21 protein-coding genes are annotated in these 20,863 nt (G+C 36.9%); 20 read left to right on the forward strand and 1 reads right to left on the reverse strand.

The window, feature by feature from the left end:
- The first annotated feature begins 61 nt into the window (after positions 1-61).
- The 3 genes from L6W14_RS00300 to rsmI are packed head-to-tail and all read left to right on the forward strand — an operon-like array spanning position 62 to position 1,930.
- Positions 62-811, forward strand: coding sequence for a tRNA1(Val) (adenine(37)-N6)-methyltransferase (locus L6W14_RS00300; protein WP_131522707.1), 750 nt, complete (start codon positions 62-64; stop codon positions 809-811).
- Positions 795-1,058 carry a GIY-YIG nuclease family protein gene (locus L6W14_RS00305; RefSeq protein WP_004229219.1) on the forward strand — a complete coding sequence of 88 codons (264 nt, stop codon included), beginning with the start codon at positions 795-797 and terminating at the stop codon, positions 1,056-1,058. Before L6W14_RS00300 ends, L6W14_RS00305 begins: the two co-directional genes overlap by 17 nt.
- Positions 1,055-1,930, forward strand: coding sequence for a 16S rRNA (cytidine(1402)-2'-O)-methyltransferase (rsmI, locus tag L6W14_RS00310; protein WP_131522706.1), 876 nt, complete (start codon positions 1,055-1,057; stop codon positions 1,928-1,930). The genes L6W14_RS00305 and rsmI overlap by 4 nt, the downstream gene beginning before the upstream one ends.
- A gap of 234 nt (positions 1,931-2,164) precedes the next feature.
- Here rsmI and L6W14_RS00315 read toward each other — a convergent pair whose 3' ends face one another.
- Positions 2,165-2,443 (reverse strand): transition state genes transcriptional regulator AbrB, encoded by a 279-nt coding sequence (locus tag L6W14_RS00315; RefSeq protein WP_004229214.1) that lies wholly within the window; start codon positions 2,441-2,443, stop codon positions 2,165-2,167.
- 334 nt (positions 2,444-2,777) lie between these two features.
- Between L6W14_RS00315 and metG the strand changes: the two genes are divergently transcribed.
- The 17 genes from metG to mfd all read left to right on the forward strand — a co-directional run bounded on the left by metG (position 2,778) and on the right by mfd (position 20,681).
- Positions 2,778-4,769, forward strand: a complete 1,992-nt coding sequence (metG, locus tag L6W14_RS00320) for a methionine--tRNA ligase (protein ID WP_284705956.1) — start codon at positions 2,778-2,780, stop codon at positions 4,767-4,769.
- Positions 4,770-5,022: 253 nt separating this feature from the next.
- Positions 5,023-5,793 (forward strand): TatD family hydrolase, encoded by a 771-nt coding sequence (locus tag L6W14_RS00325; RefSeq protein ID WP_131522704.1) that lies wholly within the window; start codon positions 5,023-5,025, stop codon positions 5,791-5,793.
- 135 nt (positions 5,794-5,928) lie between these two features.
- Entirely contained in the window at positions 5,929-7,140 is a 1,212-nt protein-coding gene (locus L6W14_RS00330; protein WP_131522703.1) for a resuscitation-promoting factor, read from the forward strand.
- 221 nt (positions 7,141-7,361) lie between these two features.
- Entirely contained in the window at positions 7,362-7,928 is a 567-nt protein-coding gene (gene rnmV / locus L6W14_RS00335; RefSeq protein WP_131522702.1) for a ribonuclease M5, read from the forward strand.
- Entirely contained in the window at positions 7,921-8,802 is an 882-nt protein-coding gene (gene rsmA / locus L6W14_RS00340; protein WP_048395444.1) for a 16S rRNA (adenine(1518)-N(6)/adenine(1519)-N(6))-dimethyltransferase RsmA, read from the forward strand. Before rnmV ends, rsmA begins: the two co-directional genes overlap by 8 nt.
- A 157-nt stretch (positions 8,803-8,959) precedes the next feature.
- Positions 8,960-9,220: a biofilm formation stimulator Veg gene (veg, locus tag L6W14_RS00345; protein ID WP_004229199.1), complete on the forward strand. Its 261-nt coding sequence runs from the start codon at positions 8,960-8,962 to the stop codon at positions 9,218-9,220.
- 113 nt (positions 9,221-9,333) lie between these two features.
- A complete protein-coding gene (locus tag L6W14_RS00350) occupies positions 9,334-9,513 on the forward strand; it encodes a small, acid-soluble spore protein, alpha/beta type (protein ID WP_004229193.1) in 180 nt (59 codons plus the stop codon).
- Positions 9,514-9,733: 220 nt separating this feature from the next.
- Complete coding sequence (gene ispE, locus L6W14_RS00355; protein WP_131522603.1) at positions 9,734-10,600, forward strand: 4-(cytidine 5'-diphospho)-2-C-methyl-D-erythritol kinase; 867 nt, start codon at positions 9,734-9,736, stop codon at positions 10,598-10,600.
- 56 nt (positions 10,601-10,656) lie between these two features.
- Positions 10,657-11,490 carry a pur operon repressor gene (gene purR, locus L6W14_RS00360; protein WP_004229190.1) on the forward strand — a complete coding sequence of 278 codons (834 nt, stop codon included), beginning with the start codon at positions 10,657-10,659 and terminating at the stop codon, positions 11,488-11,490.
- On the forward strand, positions 11,487-11,861 hold the full coding sequence (locus tag L6W14_RS00365) for a RidA family protein (protein ID WP_004229189.1): 375 nt from the start codon (positions 11,487-11,489) through the stop codon (positions 11,859-11,861). Before purR ends, L6W14_RS00365 begins: the two co-directional genes overlap by 4 nt.
- Positions 11,862-12,081: 220 nt before the next feature.
- Entirely contained in the window at positions 12,082-12,384 is a 303-nt protein-coding gene (gene spoVG / locus L6W14_RS00370; RefSeq protein ID WP_004229187.1) for a septation regulator SpoVG, read from the forward strand.
- Between the two features lie 261 nt (positions 12,385-12,645).
- Entirely contained in the window at positions 12,646-14,016 is a 1,371-nt protein-coding gene (gene glmU / locus L6W14_RS00375; protein ID WP_237898994.1) for a bifunctional UDP-N-acetylglucosamine diphosphorylase/glucosamine-1-phosphate N-acetyltransferase GlmU, read from the forward strand.
- A gap of 24 nt (positions 14,017-14,040) precedes the next feature.
- Complete coding sequence (locus tag L6W14_RS00380) at positions 14,041-15,000, forward strand: ribose-phosphate diphosphokinase (RefSeq protein WP_004229183.1); 960 nt, start codon at positions 14,041-14,043, stop codon at positions 14,998-15,000.
- Between the two features lie 253 nt (positions 15,001-15,253).
- Positions 15,254-15,850, forward strand: coding sequence for a 50S ribosomal protein L25/general stress protein Ctc (locus L6W14_RS00385; protein ID WP_131522605.1), 597 nt, complete (start codon positions 15,254-15,256; stop codon positions 15,848-15,850).
- Between the two features lie 146 nt (positions 15,851-15,996).
- A complete protein-coding gene (gene pth, locus L6W14_RS00390; RefSeq protein WP_016993791.1) occupies positions 15,997-16,563 on the forward strand; it encodes an aminoacyl-tRNA hydrolase in 567 nt (188 codons plus the stop codon).
- Between the two features lie 237 nt (positions 16,564-16,800).
- Positions 16,801-17,028 carry an anti-sigma-F factor Fin gene (locus L6W14_RS00395; protein WP_016993788.1) on the forward strand — a complete coding sequence of 76 codons (228 nt, stop codon included), beginning with the start codon at positions 16,801-16,803 and terminating at the stop codon, positions 17,026-17,028.
- Between the two features lie 140 nt (positions 17,029-17,168).
- The gene (mfd, locus tag L6W14_RS00400) at positions 17,169-20,681 is read left to right on the forward strand and encodes a transcription-repair coupling factor (RefSeq protein WP_237898995.1); all 3,513 of its coding nucleotides are present in this window, start codon (positions 17,169-17,171) and stop codon (positions 20,679-20,681) included.
- Positions 20,682-20,863: the final 182 nt, after the last annotated feature.

Genomic DNA, 20,863 nt, shown 5'->3' on the forward strand with positions numbered 1-20,863 from the left:
AAAGGCTGATTCCCGCTACGGTGGTGTCAGTCTTTTGTTTTGTAGCGTAGGAGGAGTAAGCATGGAAAAATGGCTAAAAGGTGACGAGCGGTTAGATTATTTGTTGGCTGAGAATTTACGTATTATTCAAAGTCCCTCTGTCTTTTCGTTCTCATTAGATGCAGTATTGCTTTCGAAGTTTGTCAGTATTCCTTATCATAAGGGAAAAATTGTTGATTTATGCTCAGGAAATGGTGTGATCCCACTTTTTTTAAGTGCACGTACAAAGGGACAGATAACAGGAGTAGAAATTCAGCCACGTTTGTTTGAGATGGCAGAGAGAAGTATCCGTTACAATCAGCTAGAACAGCAAATTCAAATGATTCTTGGAGATGTTAAAGAAATACCGAAACAACTTGGCATTGAAAAGTATGATGTGGTTACCTGTAATCCACCCTATTTTTTAGCACATGAAGCAAGTGATAAAAATCTTAGTGAGCATCATGCCATTGCACGCCATGAATTGTATTTAACATTGGAAGAAGCGATTCAATCAGCAAGTAAATTATTAAAGCAAGGGGGCAAGGCCGCATTTGTCCACCGACCAGGGCGATTATTAGATATTGTGACAGCTATGCGAGCAAATCGCATAGAGCCTAAACGGATGCAGCTCATTTATCCGAAGGAAGGAAAAGAGGCGAATACATTATTAATAGAAGGAATAAAAGATGGCAAGCCTGATTTAAAAATTCTGCCGCCGTTGTATGTTTATGATGCCAATAATGAATACACGACAGAAGTGAGAGAAATTCTTTATGGAAAAGAGCAATAATCACTACTTTTATGTGTTAGAGTGTGCTGATCAAACTCTTTATGCAGGGTATACAAATAATATAGAAAAACGTGTTGCTGTACATAACGCTGGTAAAGGAGCAAAATATACAAGAGCTAGAGGTCCAGTGAAATGTATTTACAAAGAAATATTCGAGACAAAGCAAGAAGCAATGCGTGCTGAATATGCCTTTAAGCAATTAACAAGAACACAGAAAATTAATTATATAAGGAGGGGTGAATCGTGAAATCACAAAAAAGTACAATACACGATCAGACAGGTTGTTTATATCTGGTAGGAACACCTATTGGTAATTTAGAGGATATGAGTGTGCGTGCACTTCGCATTTTAAAAGAAGCAGATATAATCGCTGCAGAAGATACTAGAAACACCAAAAAGCTGTGTAACTACTTTGAGATTGACACACCACTAATCAGCTACCATGAGCATAATATAGCCGTAGGTGGAGAAAAATTATTAACATTACTACAAGAAGGAAAAACAATTGCATTAGTAAGTGATGCAGGTTTACCTTGTATTTCTGATCCAGGTGCAGATATAGTGGAAAAAGCAATTGCCCAAAACTTTTCTGTTGTACCAGTACCAGGGCCTAATGCAGCAATTTCAGCATTAATTGCATCTGGGTTATCGCCACAACCATTTTTCTTTTATGGATTTTTGAATCGCGGAAAAAAGGAACGTCGCCAGCAATTAGAACAATTAAAAAAACGCCAAGAAACGATTTTACTATATGAGGCACCACATCGCTTAAAGGATACATTAAAAGATATGGAAGCTATACTCGGAGAACGTCGTATTGTTTTAGCTCGAGAGCTGACAAAGAAGTTTGAAGAGTTTTTACGAGGTACTTTGTCTGAAGCTGTAGAATGGTCACAAACTGAAGAAATACGAGGAGAGTTTTGTATTGTTCTTGAAGGTAATAGCTGTGTAGAAGAGGAAGATCGTGAAGAAGCCTATTGGCAAAACATGTCCATTGTTGAACATGTGGATTTCATTATCAATCAATCGAATGTATCTTCAAAAGAGGCCATTAAAGAAGTAGCTAAGTTAAGGCAAGTGGCAAAGCGAGATGTTTATAATGAATATCATAGTGAATAATAGTAAAGAGTTACCTTATTAGGGTAGCTCTTTATTTTTATTTGTTAATGACACCGAAACTTAAAAGTTGAAAAGTAATAATTTTGAGACACAATTTTAAATTGATAATAATTGTAAATAATAGTAATCTTAAAATAGAAAGGTCTGACATGGACATTATAAGGGCTTAAGAATTTGGTTATATTAATAAACAGAAACACCTAAATCACTGTTTTGATTTAGGTGAGTAACTAATTATTTTTTTAAGTTAGATTGAATTTCTTTAACTAACATTTCAGCGCCTTCTGGACTTAAAATTAATTTGCCTCCAACTAGACGGAAGTTATCATCTGAAACTTCACCAGTAACAGCACATGTCATATTAGGCATATATTTTTTTAAGATGATTTTATCATCATCCACATAGATTTCTAAAGCGTCCTTTTCAGCAATACCTAGCGTACGGCGTAACTCGATAGGAATTACTACACGACCTAACTCATCGACTTTACGAACAATCCCTGTTGATTTCATAATAGATTTCCTCCTAATTTATAAAAGTTATATTGGTATTTCGTCAAATTTCGACATTATTTCGTTGTCTGATAGTTATCATACCAAGTAATGCCATAAACGTCAATTAATTAATGCACTATTATTATGGTTTTTAAAAAAAATTTTTGAGAAGAATGCAGGTATTTTAATTTTTTTAAAAGGTTTTTAATAAATATTTTTGTTAATAGTAAAAAAGGTTCTTATTTAAGTCATTTAATGGATTAAATATATTATTCGACAATTTTCGCGTTTAATAAACTTTCATTGAAACGAATTTCGTACTTCGTTAGAATAGAAAGTATATTGTAAAACAATGGAGGCAGTTCTTGTGAGTGAACAACAAAAAACATTCTATATAACAACACCCATTTACTATCCAAGTGGGAAATTTCATATTGGTACGGCATATACAACAGTAGCATCTGATACTATTGCACGCTATAAACGTTTAAAAGGTTATGATGTACGCTTTTTAACAGGAATGGACGAACATGGTCAAAAAATTCAAGAAAAAGCAGCAGAAGCGGGTAAACATCCTCAAGATTATGTAAATGAAATTGCAGATGCTGCGAAAAAACTTTGGGGTTTAATGGATATTTCTTATGATGACTTTATTCAAACAACGCAGGATCGACATACGAAAGCTGTCGAAAAGATTTTCCAAAAGTTTTTAGATAATGGTGATATTTATAAAGGTGAATATGAAGGCTGGTACTGTACACCATGTGAATCATTCTTTACAGAGACTCAACTAGTTGACGGAAACTGTCCTGATTGTGGTCGTCCGGTGCATAAGGTTAAAGAAGAATCGTACTTCTTTAATATGAAGAAATATGCAGATCGTTTATTAGCTTATTATGAAGAGAACCTTGAATTCATTGAGCCAGAATCACGAAAAAATGAAATGATTAACAACTTCATTAAACCAGGGCTAGAGGATTTATCGGTATCAAGAACATCCTTCGACTGGGGAATTAAAGTACCAGGAGATCCAAAGCATGTTATTTATGTATGGGTTGATGCATTAACGAATTATATTACAGCCTTAGGTTATCTATCAGAAGATGAATCATTATTCAATAAATATTGGCCAGCAGATGTACATGTAGTTGGGAAGGATATTGTTCGTTTCCACACGATTTATTGGCCAATCTTCTTAATGGCATTAGATTTGCCATTACCGAAAAAGGTATTTGCTCATGGTTTTATTATGATGAAAGACGGTAAAATGTCTAAATCAAAAGGCAATGTAATTTATCCTGAAATGTTAATCGAGCGTTATGGTCTAGATGCGACGCGTTATTTCCTATTACGAGAATTACCATTTGGCTCTGATGGGGTATTTTCACCGGAATCATTTATTGAACGTACAAACTTTGATCTGGCTAATGATTTAGGAAACTTATTAAATCGTACAATTTCAATGATTAATAAATATTTTGATGGTATTATTCCGACAGAAAATCTTCAACCGACAGAATTTGATGCAGCTTTAAAAGAGCAAGCTGAGTCGGTACGTATTAAATATGAAGAAAGTATGGAAAAAATGCAATTTAGTGTCGTTCTTGCTGACTTATGGACGCTTGTTTCACGCACAAATAAGTATATAGATGAGACACAACCTTGGGTGTTAGCAAAAGAGGAGTCAGACAAGCCAAAATTAGGTGCAGTTATGCGAAATTTGGCAGAAAGCTTACACCAAATTGCTGTCATGTTGCAACCATTTATGACAACAACTCCAAAACGTATGATCGATCAGTTAGGATTAGATGACAAATTCTTAGCATGGGATACAATTGAAACATTCGGCAATACTATTCCAGCAAACATTAAAGTGGTAGAAAAAGGGATACCGATTTTCCCACGCTTAGAAAATGAGGTTGAGATTACTTATATTCGCGAGGAAATGCGTGGCTCTGTGAAAACACCACAGGATGAAGAAATTAAAAAGGTAGCAAAAACTGAAGAAAATCCAGAAATTCCTGAAATTACTATTGATGATTTCATGAAAGTTGATTTGCGTGTAGCTACTGTGACTGCATGTGAAACGGTTCCGAAAGCAGATAAATTATTAAAGCTTCAAGTTGATCTAGGATATGAGCAACGTCAAGTAGTTTCAGGTATTGCGAAATTCTATACACCAGATGAATTAATAGGTCAAAAAGTGATTGTCGTAGCCAATTTAAAACCAGTAAAATTACGTGGTGAAATATCACAAGGAATGATTTTAGCTGGTGAGAAAGATGGAATTTTAAAATTAGCATCAGTTGATCCTAAACTGGAAAATGGTGCAAAAGTAAAGTAATGAACTTAAGGAAGGCCTGCTGAATAGAAATTATTCAGCAGGCTTTTCAAATCTGTTAGAGAAATTGAAATTAAATTATTTCGAAATAATTTATGGTGCTTAAAAAATACGGTTTTGTGGGTTTAAAGAACTACTTTAGGTAATGTCGATTAAGTGGAATGTCACAATGTCGAATAGTTTGTAATGAAATTGTAATGATCACGAAAAATATGAAATAATAAATTTTAATAAAATCAATGTTAGGAGAATGAAGATGTTTATAGATACACACGTACATTTAAACGCAGATCAGTATGAGGAAGATCTTCAAGAAGTGATTGATAGAGCTCTTGAAGCTAAAGTGGAAAGAATGGTAGTTATTGGTTTCGACCGTAAAACCATTGAGAGAACAATGCAATTAATAGAGCAATATGATTTTGTTTACGGTGTCATTGGCTGGCATCCAGTAGACGCTATTGATTGTACTCCACAAGATTTAGAATGGATTGAGCAATTAGCTTCACATCCAAAAATAGTTGGCATTGGTGAAACGGGATTGGACTACTATTGGGATAAGTCTCCAAAAGACGTTCAACAGGAACTTTTTCGCAAGCAAATTCAATTAGCTCAAAAGATCAATTTACCAATCGTTATTCATAATAGGGATGCAACAGGTGATGTTGTACAAATTTTACGTGAAGAAAATGCTGCATCCGTAGGGGGGGTTATGCACTGCTTTAGTGGGAGTGTAGAAACAGCGCGTGAATGTATAGCTATGAATTTTATGATTAGTCTTGGGGGACCAGTGACATTTAAAAATGCACGTCTACCAAAGGAAGTAGCGACAGAAATTGCTCTTGAGCACTTGATGATTGAAACAGACGCTCCTTATTTAGCTCCACATCCACATCGAGGTAAACGCAATGAACCCGCTTTCGTGCCTTTAGTTGCTGAGGAAATCGCACGTTTGAAAGGGTTGACAATTGAGGAAATTGCACAAGCAACTACAGCCAATGCGAAAAATTTTTTTGGGATTGACAATTAACTAGCTTAGATGCCTCCAATACAGGGTTTGTGGTTGGCAAAAAACAAGAAGTCAATTTTCAGAGAAATACTTTCGGGTTGACAGTGCCAAAACTAGTCCGTATAATCCAACCTTGTATTAAGGAGGCGTTTTTTCATGTCAAATAATTCCATGAAAAACTTGTTCTTAGGATCATTGAGGAGTAAGCAAACAGTGATAAGAATTATTTCACTTGTCCTGTTTGTGTCTGTAATCTCTTTCGTGCTTTATCAAGGTACGAAAAAATCCGTTAAGCTTGAAGCAAATGGAGAAACAATCGAAGTATCAACACATGCCAAAACTGTAGAACAATTATTACAAAATCAAAATATAGATATAGCAGAGCATGACAAAATTTCACCCTCTCTGAACACCAAAATTGTTAATGGATTAGCAATTACATGGGAACAGGCAAAAGAAGTAACTATTTCAGTTGATGGAAATCAGTCAAAAGTTTGGACAACTGAAACACTTGTGAAGAACATTTTGAAGGAAGCAAATATTAAAGTATCTGAACATGACTCTTTAGCGCAAGGTCTAGATACTGAAGTAGGAGCAGAAAACAAAATCGATATTCAAAAAGCGTTTCAAGTAGCGCTTGTCGATGGCGTAAATAAAAGACAAGTATGGTCCACTTCGACTACGGTCGCTAACTTTTTAAAACAACAAGGAATTCAGCTAAATGAATTCGATCGTGTCGAAAATAACCTGGAGAACGTTATTACTCCGGAGAGTAAAATCACAGTAGTTCGCGTAGAAAAGGTTATCGATGTAGTGGAAGACTCTTTAGATTTCGCAGTTGAAAAGAAGCAGGATGCTTCATTGCAAAAGGGGAAACAAAAAGTAGTAGCAACGGGCGAGAAGGGTTCGGTTTCTCGTACGTATGAAGTTGTCAAAGAAAACGGTAAGGTTGTGGCAAAAAACCTGCAATCTGAGAAAGTATTAAAAGAGCCGAAAAAACAAGTGGTTGCAGTAGGCACAAAAACAATCGTTGCAAGTGCAGCAACTGTGTCACGTGGTTCTGCAGAGCCTGCTAACGGTAAAGAATTTTATGTAACGGCAACAGCATATACACCATATTGCAACGGTTGCACTGGTACATCAGCAACTGGTATAAACCTACGTTCAAATTCTGGCTTGAAGGTGATCGCAGTTGACCCTTCTGTTATTAAGTTAGGATCAAAGGTTTGGGTAGAAGGCTATGGAACTGCTATAGCTGGGGATACTGGTGGGTCAATTAAGGGTAATAAGATTGACATACTTGTACAAACAGATGCCCAAGCACGTAACTGGGGACGTAAGAAAGTGCGCGTTAAAGTATTAAATTAAAAAAATTGTAAAATTAATCAAAATGTTTTTTCACAAATGGAGCTTTCCTGTTTTGACTGGCGGGAAGGCTTCTTTATTATTTTTTAGCAAATGATGCGGTAAGGTATGTAGAGAGTAAGTTAGATAAGATAAGCTCATCTGGACCTAGTATTCCTGTACAAATTGTATAGAGCAGTTGTAAAATGGTCAGAAGATAAGGTAGATAGAAAAGAGGAGCCTTTTTGCAAATTAAAGAAATTATTGTTGTTGAAGGAAAAGATGATACGACAGCTATTAAACGTGCTGTACAAGCAGATACTATAGAAACAAATGGATCTGCAATTACTGAAGAAACGTTAAAGCGAATTCAGCACGCCCAAGAAAAACGTGGAGTTATTGTATTTACTGATCCAGACTATCCAGGACGTCGTATACGGGCCATTATCGAGGAGCGTGTAAAAGGGGTGAAGCATGCCTTTTTACCAAAAGCGAAAACGATTGCTAAAAACGGTAAAGGGTTAGGGATTGAGCATGCTGCTGATGATGATATACGTGAGGCACTACAACATGTCTATACCCTTTCACATGAGGGGCTAAACGAAGAGGTAATTACATTGGAAGATTTAATGACTGCTTGTTTAATTGGACATCCACAATCAAAGCAGCGTCGTGATAGACTAGGGGAAATCTTAAATATAGGTGCTACAAATGGTAAACAACTTCATAAAAGATTGAAAATGTTTCAGATTACAGAGGAGCAATTTGGTGCGGCTATCGCACAGTTAGATCAGGAGGAAAATGATGCATAAGGATATTGCTACACCAATTCGAACACAAGAAATTTTAAAAAAATATGGGTTTTCATTTAAAAAAAGTTTAGGTCAAAACTTCTTAATTGACCCGAACATTTTAAGAAATATAGTGAGTCACGCTAATTTAACTGAGAATAGTGGCGCAATCGAAGTTGGTCCTGGAATTGGGGCATTAACGGAGCATTTGGCGAGAAGCGCTAAAAAGGTAGTTTCCTTTGAAATTGACCAACGTTTATTACCTGTACTAGAAGATACGCTTAGTCCATATAATAATGTATCTATCATTCACTCTGACATTCTTAAGGCAGATGTGGAGAAAGTAATTGCAGATGAGATGCCAGGTATTGATGATATTATGGTTGTAGCAAATTTACCGTATTATGTAACGACTCCAATTTTACTGAAATTACTCAATGACCGATTACCGATCCGTGGTTTTGTAGTGATGATGCAGAAAGAGGTAGCAGACCGTATAACGGCTAAGCCAGGTACGAAAGAATATGGTTCTTTATCAATTGCAATACAATATTACGTGAAAGCAGATATTGCAATGACAGTTCCAAAAACAGTTTTCATGCCGCAACCTAACGTCGACTCTGCTGTAATTCGCCTTATCAAGCATGAGGAACCACCAGTAAAAGTAATAGATGAGGATTTTTTATTTGTTGTAACGCGTGCCTCATTCGTACAGCGAAGAAAAACAATCTATAATAACCTGCAATCTGGTTTACCAAATGGAAAGGCACAAAAGGATCAAATTTTACAGGCATTAGAGTTAGCAAATATTGAGCCAACTCGCCGAGGAGAAACACTTTCAATTCAAGAGTTTGGGAAATTAGCGGATGCACTGCATCCTGTTTTTGCAAAGTAAAAATTTTTGTTAACAATTTTTCGGATATGTAAAAAAATATATATTTTTTTATAAAAAATAAGTTGACAAGTTTTATAAGAGGCTGATAAAATATTATATTTTGTTGACATTTTTGGGCCTTTAGCTTATACTTGTTATTAGTGAGGTGTAAGCGAAAATGCCAAAAACTTTAGCGGACATTAAAAAGTCGTTGGATTGTCATTTGGGTAAACGTTTGCAATTAAAAGCAAACGGTGGTCGCAAGAAAACGGTTGAGTGTGCAGGGATACTACGTGAGACATATCGCGCCATCTTTGTAGTAGAGCTCGATCAAGAAGACAATACGTGCAAGCGCGTATCGTATAGCTACACAGATATTTTAACTGAAGCAGTAGAGATTACATTTTTAGACGAAGCAAAGGCTGCTGTCGCAAAATAGTTTCTAGTACTTATTTCTATATTTTAGAAACACTCATGTATATTAAAAATACATGAGTGTTTTGCGTTTTCACGGGCATACTAAATTCGTCAGTTGTTAAAGGAGGAGTTTATATGCCTAGAAAAGGTATCATGTCACCTCGTTTAAAAGAAGAGATCGCAAAAGAACTTGGATTTTATGATGTTGTGCAAAAGGAAGGCTGGGGCGGCATAAAAGCTCGTGATGCTGGTAATATGGTCAAACGTGCCATAGAAATGGCTGAACGGGCAAGTAGTGAGCAAGAGCGTAAGTAGGCTGTTTTTTCTAAAATAGTCATCTTATAAAGTTTCATTCAGCAGGGATGAAAATCCTTACTGACACAACAAATACAACTGACGAGAGAGAGCCGTTACTCCGAATAGGGTAAACGGTTCTTTTTTTCCATTTTCGTATTCTCAGTATGGTAAAATAAAATGAATAATCTTGCGCGAAAAAAAGAACTGTTTATACGTGTAGCTATAAGGAGGAAGAAAGATGCTTTATGTAAAGGCGCCTGCAAAAATTAATTTAACATTAGATGTACTTTATAAAAGACCGGATAATTTTCACGAAGTGGAGATGGTTATGACAACAGTCGATTTAGCTGATCGTATCAGTCTTGAATCTCGAGAAGATGGTGTTATTCAAATAATTTCAACAGATAATTTTGTACCAAATGACCATCGTAATTTTGCTTATCAGGCAGCGCGTCTCATTAAAGATACATATGGCATTAGACAAGGTGTATCCATTACGATTGAAAAGGAAATCCCCATAGCAGCAGGACTCGCAGGAGGTAGTAGTGATGCAGCTGCAACATTAAAAGGGCTAAATGAACTGTGGGATTTAGGTTTATCAATAGATGAATTAGCGGAACTTGGTGCTAAAATTGGTTCGGATGTTTCGTTTTGTGTTTACGGAGGCACGGCACTCGCTACAGGACGAGGCGAAAAAATAAAGGAATTACCAGCTCCACCTAATTGTTGGGTTGTACTAGCTAAGCCTAAAATTGGTGTGTCGACAGCAGAAGTTTATGGGGGTCTTAAGGTTGAAGGACTGCAACACCCCAATACACAGCAGATGATACAAGCTATAGAGAAAAAAGATTATGAGCTATTATGTTCTTCATTAGGAAATGTTTTGGAAACTGTAACATTTAAGCTACACCCAGAAGTTGTGATGTTAAAGGAACAAATGAAGCGCTTTGGGGCAGATGCCACGTTAATGAGTGGAAGCGGTCCAACTGTATTTGGGCTAGTGGATAGTGAAGCTCGTGTAAGTCGCATTTATAACGGTTTACGTGGTTTTTGTGAGGAAGTTTATGCAGTACGAATTTTAGGTGAGCGAAATACGCTTGCTTAGAAACGCAAATTTGTGTTAATTTTACCTATAAATATTCGTGTTTAGGAGAGGGTCGCATGAAATGGAAGCGTAGTGAACGACTAGTTGATATGACGTACTACTTACTAGAACATCCACATCAGCTGATCCCGCTAACTTATTTTTCAGAACTATATCAATCTGCTAAGTCATCCATTAGTGAAGATTTAACGATTGTAAAAGAAACATTCGAAGAAAAAGGAATCGGGTTATTGATGACAGTGCCGGGTGCTGCAGGAGGAGTAAAGTATATTCCGAAAATGTCCGAGGCTGAAGTACGTTTAGTGATTCAAGATTTAAAAGCAGAGCTAGAACATTCAGATCGATTGTTACCAGGTGGTTACCTATTTATGACAGACTTACTTGGAAACCCAGATTTAATTAATCGTGTAGGGAAGGTCTTTGCTTCTGCCTTTGCAGATCAACAAATCGATGTCATAATGACAGTAGCAACTAAAGGGATATCCATCGCCCATGCCATTGCAAGACATTTAAATGTACCAGTGGTTGTTGTGAGAAGAGATAGTAAAGTAACAGAAGGTTCTACAGTAAGCATTAACTACGTATCTGGTTCTTCCAGAAGAATTCAGACAATGGTATTATCAAAAAGAAGCATGAAGAGTGGACAACGTGTGTTAATTACGGACGACTTTATGAAGGTCGGCGGTACTATGAATGGCATGAAAAACCTCTTAGAGGAGTTTGACTGTCAGCTAGCAGGCATTGCAGTGCTTGTGGAGGCTGAGCACGCGGACGAAACATTAGTAGATGATTATTATTCGCTTGTAAAGCTTCATGAAGTTAATGAAAAAGATCGAACAATTGCATTAAGTGAAGGTAACTATTTTTCTAAAAGGGGACATGACAAATGAAAGTAGTAGCAACAACAAATGCACCAGCAGCAATCGGACCATATTCACAAGGTATTATTGTTAACGGTATGTTTTATAGCTCTGGTCAAATTCCATTAACAGCTACAGGTGATTTAGTGGAAGGCGATATAACTGTACAAACAAATCAAGTATTTGCTAATTTAAAAGCTGTTTTAGCGGAAGCTGGAACTTCTTTAGATAATGTTGTGAAAACAACGGTCTTTATGAAAGATATGAATGACTTTGTAGCGATGAATGAAGTTTATGCAAATCATTTTGGTGATCATAAACCAGCTCGTTCAGCTGTAGAGGTAGCCCGTCTTCCGAAAGATGTAAAAGTAGAAATCGAAGTAATTGCAATCGTAAAATAAATAAAACTTATTAAGCTCACTAAAGAGAAACTTTATTCTTTTTAGTGGGTTTTTTTACGCCGACAAACAATTGTCAAAAATTACGTATATAAGAAAAAATATTATTCTAATAAGTATTCAAATTTTTTAGAAAATTTGATAGACTATGAAAAGGAAAATATTCGGTAATTGAGAATATGATATTTTCATTTAGGCATCTAAGAAGAGAGGTGGTGAGAAAATGGAAGTTACTGATGTGAGGTTACGTCGGGTACAGACGGATGGTCGCATGCGTGCGATTGCTTCCATTACACTTGATAATGAGTTTGTTGTTCACGATATTCGTGTCATTGATGGAAATACTGGTTTATTTGTAGCTATGCCTAGTAAACGAACACCAGATGGGGAATTTAGAGATATTGCTCATCCAATTAATTCTGATACTCGAAATAAAATTCAGGAGATCATTTTAAACGAGTATCATAACTCTAGTGAAGTAGAGGAAGCTGGTAAAGAGGAAGAATTAGAGGGAATCGGTGTGTAATAAATAGTAAATAACTTACTTTTTAAGTATATGTTACAAACTGATGGTAAAAAAGATAGGAAGAACTCTTCTAGTTGGAAGGGTTCTTTTTATTTTGATAAAAAGATAATATGAGCAATTTCAGGATATACTTCATGACATTCGAGCATAAGGTGCATTGGATTTAGGAATTCATGTTTTTGTCAATTCTACATGCCTTGAAAATAGATGAATTTTGCTATATAGTCATAAGAGAAAATGAGCGTATTGGAGGACTTACAGATGAGCAATGTTTTTGCTGTCATTTTGGCTGCAGGTCAAGGTACACGTATGAAGTCCAAATTATATAAAGTGCTCCATCCAGTATGTGGGAAACCAATGGTACAACATGTGGTGGATCATATTCAAACGTTAGATGTGAATCGCATTGTAACGGTTGTCGGACATGGTGCTGAAAAAGTGCAACAACAGCTTGGTGATAAAAGTGAGTATGTGCTGCAGGCTGAACAACTAGGTACAGCGCACGCTGTGCAACAAGCAGAGGCCATTTTAGGTAATGAAGAAGGTACAACGTTAGTTGTATGTGGAGATACACCACTAATTCGTCCTGAAACGATGCAAGCGCTATTCGAACATCATCAAGCAACGAATGCTAAAGCAACTATTTTAACTGCAATTGCTGAAAATCCAACTGGCTATGGCCGTATATTACGTGGCAATAACGGACAGGTGGAGCAAATTGTTGAACAAAAAGATGCTTCAGCAGAGCAGCAATTAGTAAGAGAAATAAACACAGGCACATATTGCTTTGATAACAAATTATTATTTGAAACATTGAAGCTTGTGAAAAATGATAATGCTCAAGGTGAATATTATTTACCAGATGTCATTGAAATTTTACAAAAGCAAGGTGATATTGTTGAAGCATATGTCACTGATAATTTTGAAGAAACACTAGGTGTTAACGATCGCGTGGCTTTGTCACAAGCCGAGACATTAATGCGTACAAGAATCAACGAGAAGCATATGCGGAATGGTGTAACAATTATTCATCCTGAAACAACACATATTAGTGCAGATGCAGTTATTGGGCGTGATACAGTGATTCAACCTGGCTCAATGATTGAAGGTACTACTGTGATCGGTGAAGATTGTATTATCGGGCCAAACACTCAAATCATAGATAGCCGCGTTGGTGATCGTACAACTATACATTCTTCAGTTGTCCGTGAAAGCGCTATTGCAGAGGATACTGCTATTGGGCCATTTGCTCATATTCGACCACTTTCAGACATCGGTAGTCATGTGAAAATTGGTAACTTTGTAGAAGTGAAGAAAAGCAAGCTAGATCATGGCTCGAAAGTTTCACATTTAAGTTATATTGGCGATGCCGAGATCGGTAGTAACGTCAATATTGGTTGTGGTTCCATTACAGTAAACTATGATGGAAAAAACAAGTTCAAAACGATTATTGAAGATGATGTATTTGTAGGATGTAATACTAACTTAGTAGCGCCAGTGAAAGTTGGAAAAGGTTCATTTATTGCAGCAGGTTCTACAATTACAAAAGAAGTTCCTGAAGATGCACTTGCCATAGCTCGTGCAAGACAAGAAAACAAACCGAATTATGTAAGCAAATTAAATTCAAAATAATTATCAACTAAACAGGAGGCCATCATGCCGTATCATTATGCAAACTCACAATTAAAAATATTTTCACTTAATTCTAATAATCCATTAGCTCAAGAAATTGCGCAGGAAATGGGCGTAGAGTTAGGTAAATCTTCTGTTAAGCACTTCAGTGATGGAGAGATTCAAATTAGCATTGAAGAAAGTATTCGAGGTTGTGATGTGTTTATCGTGCAGTCTACTTCTGCACCTGTAAACGAACATTTAATGGAGCTTTTAATTATGGTAGATGCAGTTAAACGTGCATCTGCTCGTACAGTAAACGTTGTAATGCCTTATTATGGTTATGCACGCCAAGATCGTAAAGCAAAAGCGCGCGAGCCAATTACAGCTAAATTAGTGGCAAACCTACTTGAAACTGCTGGTGCAACACGTGTTATCGTATTAGATTTACACGCACCTCAAATCCAAGGTTTCTTCGATATCCTAATCGACCACTTAATGGCAGTACCATTACTATCTGATTACTTCAAATCTAAAGGTATTCCAGGCGATGAGATCGTTATTGTTTCACCAGATCATGGTGGGGTAACACGTGCTCGTAAAATGGCTGAACGATTAAAAGCACCGATTGCAATTATTGACAAACGTCGTCCGAAACCAAACGTTGCGGAAGTGATGAACATTGTTGGTAATGTTGATGGTAAAGTGGCAATCTTAATTGATGATATTATTGATACAGCAGGTACAATTACAATTGGGGCAGATGCGTTACGTGCTGCTGGTGCAAAAGAAGTTTACGCTTGCTGTTCACACCCTGTATTATCTGGTCCAGCAATTGAACGTATTGAAAACTCTGCTATTAAAGAATTAGTGGTGACAAATACAATTCAGCTTTCAGACGAGAAAAAATCTCCAAAAATTACAGAGCTTTCTGTAGCTAAATTAATGGCGGATGCTATTTCTCGCGTTTATGAAAATAAATCTGTAAGTACTTTATTTGATTAATAAATATCGTAAGTATAAGACCAATCTATTCTTTGAGTAGATTGGTCTTTTCTATATAAATTGGACACTGTTTCATCAAGACCAAGAAATAGATGAGTGTTTTATGTGTGAGCCTTCTCACAAAGGGGTATAATAAGAATGTGACTTAATAATATTTACTCTACCTTAAACAAATAGAGCTAAGTATTATCATAGCCTACAACGAATTATTGTTGAGGCGTAAATAATTTTCTTGGAAGGGGAATAAAGAAGTATGAGTACAGTATTAAGTGTTACAAAGCGCGAAACTGGGCATCGTTCAACATTAACCCAACTTAGAAAAGGGGGAGCCATTCCTGCAGTTATTTACGGCTACAAAGTAGATTCAACCCCAATTTCTATTGCTGCAAAAGATTTCAAAAAGTCCATTCAAAAAAATGGGCAAAATAGTGTATTTTCGCTAGAGTTAGAGGGGAAAAAGGTGAATGCTGTTGTGTCAGAGATTCAGCAATGTTCATTGAAAGATGAAGTAAATCATATTGACTTTTTAGCCATTAATATGGCGGAAGAGTTAGAAGCTGATGTCCCGATTAAATTACTTGGACAGTCAGTTGGTGTGAGTGAGGGCGGTATTCTAATGCAGCCTAACTTAGAATTAAAAGTAAAAGTAAAGCCAACTGAGTTACCCGAATCAATTGATGTGGACATTTCATCGTTGCAAATTGGGGAATCCCTAACAGTAGCAGATATTCGCGATGCTACATCTGTTGAAATTATTAGTGAAGATGATTATATGTTAGTAACCATTGTGGCGCCTGTTTCTGTAGAGGAAGAGACTACGGAAAGTGAAGAAGAGCAAGAGTCAGTATAATAGTAAATGACGTAAGGCTAATAAGAAGGCTATAGCTTTCTTGTTAGCCTTATTTTTTTATGCCTATTAACAATTGTACAAAATGCTTTCTAGGTGTGCTATATGGTAAAATAATGACTATTAGATTTGAAAGAAGAGAGGTACTTATGAAAATTATCGTTGGTTTAGGAAACCCAGGTAAACCTTATGAGCATACAAGACATAATATTGGCTTTGATGTTATTGATGCGTTAGCAGAAAAATGGGGAACACCTTTAACAAATTCAAAATTTAACGGGATGTACACGACTGTACATCGACCAGAGGGAAAGGTTCTACTTGTTAAACCATTAACATATATGAATTTATCAGGGGAATGTGTTGGTCCGCTGATGGATTATTTTGACATAGAGGTAGAAGATTTAATTGTCATTTATGATGACTTGGATTTAGAGACAGGTAAATTACGTCTACGACAAAAAGGGAGTGCAGGTGGACATAACGGCATTAAATCGTTAATTCAACATTTAGGTACTCAGGAATTTAATCGTATTCGAGTGGGCATTAATCGTCCACCAGCGGGCATGAAGGTAGCAGACTATGTGTTAGCTAAATTTTCGAAGGAAGACCAAGTTCTTATGCAAGACGCCATTGTAAATTCTGTAAACGCTGTTGAAGCATCTCTTTCAAAGCCGTTTCTTGATGTGATGAATCACTTTAACGCAAGCAAATAGATGTAATAAAATTTCTGTTAAAGTTTTTGGATAATTGGCATGGTGTAAGGTAAGTAATGAACTGCCTTACACTATTATTACAGCTAATATTTGTAGTGAATAGTTTTAGCTACAGGTAAAAATTAATTCTCTAATTTTCAAGTTATTGCAATGATGATGACAGTGAAAAGTGCATAATCCCTTTTATAAATGTCTATACTTTAAGTAGAAAGTTGCTTAAAGGAGGATGATTTGGAGATGTCAGTTCGCTATCGATGTCGGCATTGTGAAGTAGAAATAGGGACACTACCATTTGATGCAGATGATACAATTCGAAAGTTGCATATTTTCGAATTGGGAGAAGCGGATGATTATGTTGAGAAAGATCAACATGGTCAAACGACTGTGCACTGCATTTGTGAGCAATGTGAGGATTCGCTGAGACAATATCCAGATTATCACGCACTCAATAAATGGATTCAATAATTGGAAGGATGCTTTGACACACTTATGTGTGTTCAAGGCTTTTTCCATTTCATAAAACAGCCATTAATAGAGATATGTAAAAAAACACTAGAATAATAGAAATAAAAATATAGAATTTATGCTGAAAGGAGCTTTTGACTGTGGAGGTTTTACGACAGCTTGTGTCGCAAGATAAACATATTACATCATTTTTAAAGGAAATTCAGAGCGGTCAAACTGCATCACAGCTTATAACAGGTTTAACAGGAAGCGCACGCCCAGTAATGGTGGATGTGTTATTTGAATATGTAAAGAAACCAATCTACATTATCTCTCCTAATCTATTGCAGGCACAAAAAATGGTGGATGAGCTTGCTGGACTATTAGGCGAGGAACATGTTCACTATTACCCTGCGGATGAATTTATTGCAGCTGATCTTTCTGTGGCTTCACCAGAACTTCGTGCGGAGCGAATCGCGACGCTCGATTGCTTAGCTAGAGGTGAGAAAGCCGTATATGTAATACCTGTGGCTGGTCTACGTAAAATAATGCAACCAAAAGAACATTGGCTACATTATTTTTTACAAACCGCATTAGGCGAAGATGTTGAAATTGATAAATGGTTGCAAACATTAGTAGAGATGGGCTATGTACGGAATTCAATGGTGACATCACCTGGAGAGTTCGCATTACGTGGAGGAATTTTAGATATTTATCCACCCTATTTAGAATCACCAATTCGTATTGAATTATTTGATACTGAGGTTGATTCCATACGAACATTTTCAGCAGATGACCAACGTTCTATAGATAAATTACAAAAAATTCGTATTCTTCCTGCTTCAGAGGTCATTCTTACGAAATCAGAAAGACAGGCATTAGCAAACCGTTTAGAAGAGGCATTAGCAGCCAGCCTAAAAAAGGTAAAAAAGCAGGAGACAAAGGAACTTCTGTATCAGCATATTCAATATGATATTGAGTTGCTACAGCAAGGGGATTTACCTGATTTTGTAAACAAATATGGTTCGTTATTATACGATAAAACAGCCTTTTTGGGAGATTATTTTGAACATGATGGTATCGTACTTTTTGACGAGCTTGGTCGTATTCAAGAGGTAATGGATGCATGGGAACGTGAAGAAGATGAATGGTTTTTATCTTTAATCGAAGAGGGGAAAATGGTTCATGATGTCAAACCTGCCTTCTCATTAAAAGAAATATTGGCGATGTTGTCACAACAAAAGCTTTCATTTTCATTATTTTCGCGAACATTTGCAGGGATTACGTTTACTAAAACAACCAACTTTTCTTGCAAGCCAATGCAGCAATTTCATGGACAAATGTCCTTGCTTCAAAGTGAGGTTGAACGCTGGTTACTTGGCAAATTTACAGTTCTCATCATAGCAAGGGATAAAGAACGAGTGAAAAGAGTTCAGCAAATGCTTGAAGAATACGATATTCATACAGCGATAGGTGAGCCAACAGAACCTGGTATTTATATTGTAGATGGTGGCTTGTCGAGTGGCTTTGAATTGCCCCTACATCGTTTAGCAATTGTAACAGAAGACGAGCTCTTTAAACAGCAGGCAAAGAAAAAAGCACGCACACAAAAAATGACCAATGCTGAACGTATTAAAAGTTATACGGAAATTAAGCCAGGTGATTATGTTGTACATGTTCATCATGGGATTGGTAAATATATTGGTGTAGAGACATTAGAGGTTAATGGTACACATAAGGATTACCTGCATATTCGATATCGTGCAGACGATAAATTATATGTACCTGTAGAGCAAATAGACTTAATTCAAAAATATGTGGCGTCAGAGGATCGAGAACCAAAGCTACATAAATTAGGTGGCGCAGAGTGGAAAAAGGCGAAAGCAAAGGTATCCTCTGCTGTACAGGATATTGCGGATGATTTAATAAAGTTGTATGCAAAGCGTGAAGCAGAGAAAGGGCATGCTTTTACACCTGATAACGATGACCAGCGTAATTTTGAAGCGATGTTCCCTTATGAAGAAACAGAAGATCAACTACGTTCAATTGTTGAAGTTAAACGAGATATGGAACGTGAACGCCCTATGGACCGTTTAGTCTGTGGTGATGTAGGCTATGGTAAAACAGAGGTAGCCATTCGTGCCGCATTTAAGGCTATTCAAGATGGAAAGCAAGTGGCATTTCTTGTCCCTACAACCATTCTAGCCCAGCAACATTATGAGACTATTCGTGAGCGCTTTCAGGACTTTGCCATTAATGTTGGATTGTTATCTCGCTTCCGGACAAAAAAGGAGCAAACAGCTACTTTAAAGGGCTTAAAAGAGGGCCGAGTCGATATAGTTATTGGAACACACCGTATTTTATCTAAAGATTTAATTTTCCAAGACCTTGGTCTGCTAATTGTGGATGAAGAGCAACGTTTTGGTGTGACGCATAAGGAAAAAATTAAGCAGTTAAAGACAAATGTCGATGTCTTGACTTTAACAGCTACACCTATCCCAAGGACACTTCATATGTCCATGGTAGGGGTCCGGGATTTATCAGTTATTGAGACGCCTCCTGCTAATCGTTTCCCAGTTCAAACATATGTGATGGAGCACAGCGGTGCATTAGTACGAGAAGCTATTGAGAGGGAAATGGCACGTGGCGGACAAGTATTTTATTTATATAATCGGGTAGAGGATATGGCTCGAAGGGTTGAGGAGATTCAAGTGCTAGTCCCTGAAGCACGGATAGGCTTTGCTCATGGAAAAATGACTGAGTCAGAGCTAGAATCCGTAATTTTAGCCTTTTTAGAGGGCGACTATGATGTGCTTGTTACGACAACGATTATCGAGACAGGTGTGGATATACCGAATGTAAATACATTAATAGTCCATGATGCTGATCGCATGGGCCTAGCCCAGCTTTACCAATTGCGCGGGCGCGTTGGACGTTCTAACAGAGTAGCCTATGCATATTTTATGTACCAACGCGACAAAGTTCTGACAGATGTAGCGGAGCAACGTTTACAAGCAATTAAAGAATTTACAGAGCTTGGCTCAGGCTTTAAAATTGCGATGCGAGATTTATCTATTCGGGGCGCAGGAAACTTACTTGGAGCGCAGCAACATGGCTTTATTGATTCAGTTGGCTTTGATTTATATTCACAAATGCTTCAGGATGCCATCGCGGAACGTCAAACAGGCGTGAAAAAAGAAGAAAAGCCAGATATTGAAATTTTGCTGAGTATTGATGCGTATATTCCAGACGCTTACATTCCAGATGGTTATCAAAAGATCCAAATGTATAAACGAATTAAAGCCATGGATCAGGTGGAGGAGTATGACGAAATCATGGAGGAATTAGAGGATCGATTTGGCGATCTTCCAATTGAAACAGAGCGTTTACTTCGAATAGCACGAATGAAAGTTTGGGGTTTAGGTGCGGGAGTAGTATCCGTAAAGGAGAAGCAAAAGCTTATTACAATACTATTGTCAGAACAAGGGACGGCAAGTGTCGATGGCAGTAAGATTATTGAAGAATCGATGAAATTCGAGCGTGCTGTTGGTTTTGGTATGGATGGTATGCAGTTAAAATTAACAATAGATGAACGCAAGAGTGGGAAATATCAACCCTTTGATATGTTGGAAGAACTAATGCAAATGATTGATAAAGCAAAAAAGCAGCAATAGTAGTTAAAAGGCTATTCTTATCTTTTCCTGTAAAAGAGAAGAATAGCCTTTTTGATGTTGCTTCAGTAATTACCATCTCTTACGTATTTGCTCACAGGAATAATTGATTTTTTCCAATATTTTTTATGAATTAATTATAGAAACTTATTCCTTGGGTAATCTAATAAGGAGTTGATTGATGT

The sequence above is a fragment of the Lysinibacillus sp. ACHW1.5 genome (genome assembly GCF_022014815.1).
GTDB lineage: Bacteria > Bacillota > Bacilli > Bacillales_A > Planococcaceae > Lysinibacillus > Lysinibacillus capsici.

Coding starts and splice junctions, on each gene's coding strand:
- L6W14_RS00365 (WP_004229189.1), top strand. CDS start 11,487: ATGAAAGTAGTAGCAACAACAAATGCACCAGCAGCAATCGGACCATAT.
- metG (WP_284705956.1), top strand. CDS start 2,778: ATGGAGGCAGTTCTTGTGAGTGAACAACAAAAAACATTCTATATAACA.
- spoVG (WP_004229187.1), top strand. CDS start 12,082: ATGGAAGTTACTGATGTGAGGTTACGTCGGGTACAGACGGATGGTCGC.
- L6W14_RS00395 (WP_016993788.1), top strand. CDS start 16,801: ATGTCAGTTCGCTATCGATGTCGGCATTGTGAAGTAGAAATAGGGACA.
- L6W14_RS00385 (WP_131522605.1), top strand. CDS start 15,254: ATGAGTACAGTATTAAGTGTTACAAAGCGCGAAACTGGGCATCGTTCA.
- pth (WP_016993791.1), top strand. CDS start 15,997: ATGAAAATTATCGTTGGTTTAGGAAACCCAGGTAAACCTTATGAGCAT.
- L6W14_RS00380 (WP_004229183.1), top strand. CDS start 14,041: ATGCCGTATCATTATGCAAACTCACAATTAAAAATATTTTCACTTAAT.
- L6W14_RS00300 (WP_131522707.1), top strand. CDS start 62: ATGGAAAAATGGCTAAAAGGTGACGAGCGGTTAGATTATTTGTTGGCT.
- L6W14_RS00330 (WP_131522703.1), top strand. CDS start 5,929: ATGTCAAATAATTCCATGAAAAACTTGTTCTTAGGATCATTGAGGAGT.
- L6W14_RS00350 (WP_004229193.1), top strand. CDS start 9,334: ATGCCTAGAAAAGGTATCATGTCACCTCGTTTAAAAGAAGAGATCGCA.
- ispE (WP_131522603.1), top strand. CDS start 9,734: ATGCTTTATGTAAAGGCGCCTGCAAAAATTAATTTAACATTAGATGTA.
- rsmA (WP_048395444.1), top strand. CDS start 7,921: ATGCATAAGGATATTGCTACACCAATTCGAACACAAGAAATTTTAAAA.
- L6W14_RS00315 (WP_004229214.1), bottom strand. CDS start 2,443: ATGAAATCAACAGGGATTGTTCGTAAAGTCGATGAGTTAGGTCGTGTA.
- veg (WP_004229199.1), top strand. CDS start 8,960: ATGCCAAAAACTTTAGCGGACATTAAAAAGTCGTTGGATTGTCATTTG.
- L6W14_RS00305 (WP_004229219.1), top strand. CDS start 795: ATGGAAAAGAGCAATAATCACTACTTTTATGTGTTAGAGTGTGCTGAT.
- glmU (WP_237898994.1), top strand. CDS start 12,646: ATGAGCAATGTTTTTGCTGTCATTTTGGCTGCAGGTCAAGGTACACGT.
- L6W14_RS00325 (WP_131522704.1), top strand. CDS start 5,023: ATGTTTATAGATACACACGTACATTTAAACGCAGATCAGTATGAGGAA.
- purR (WP_004229190.1), top strand. CDS start 10,657: ATGAAATGGAAGCGTAGTGAACGACTAGTTGATATGACGTACTACTTA.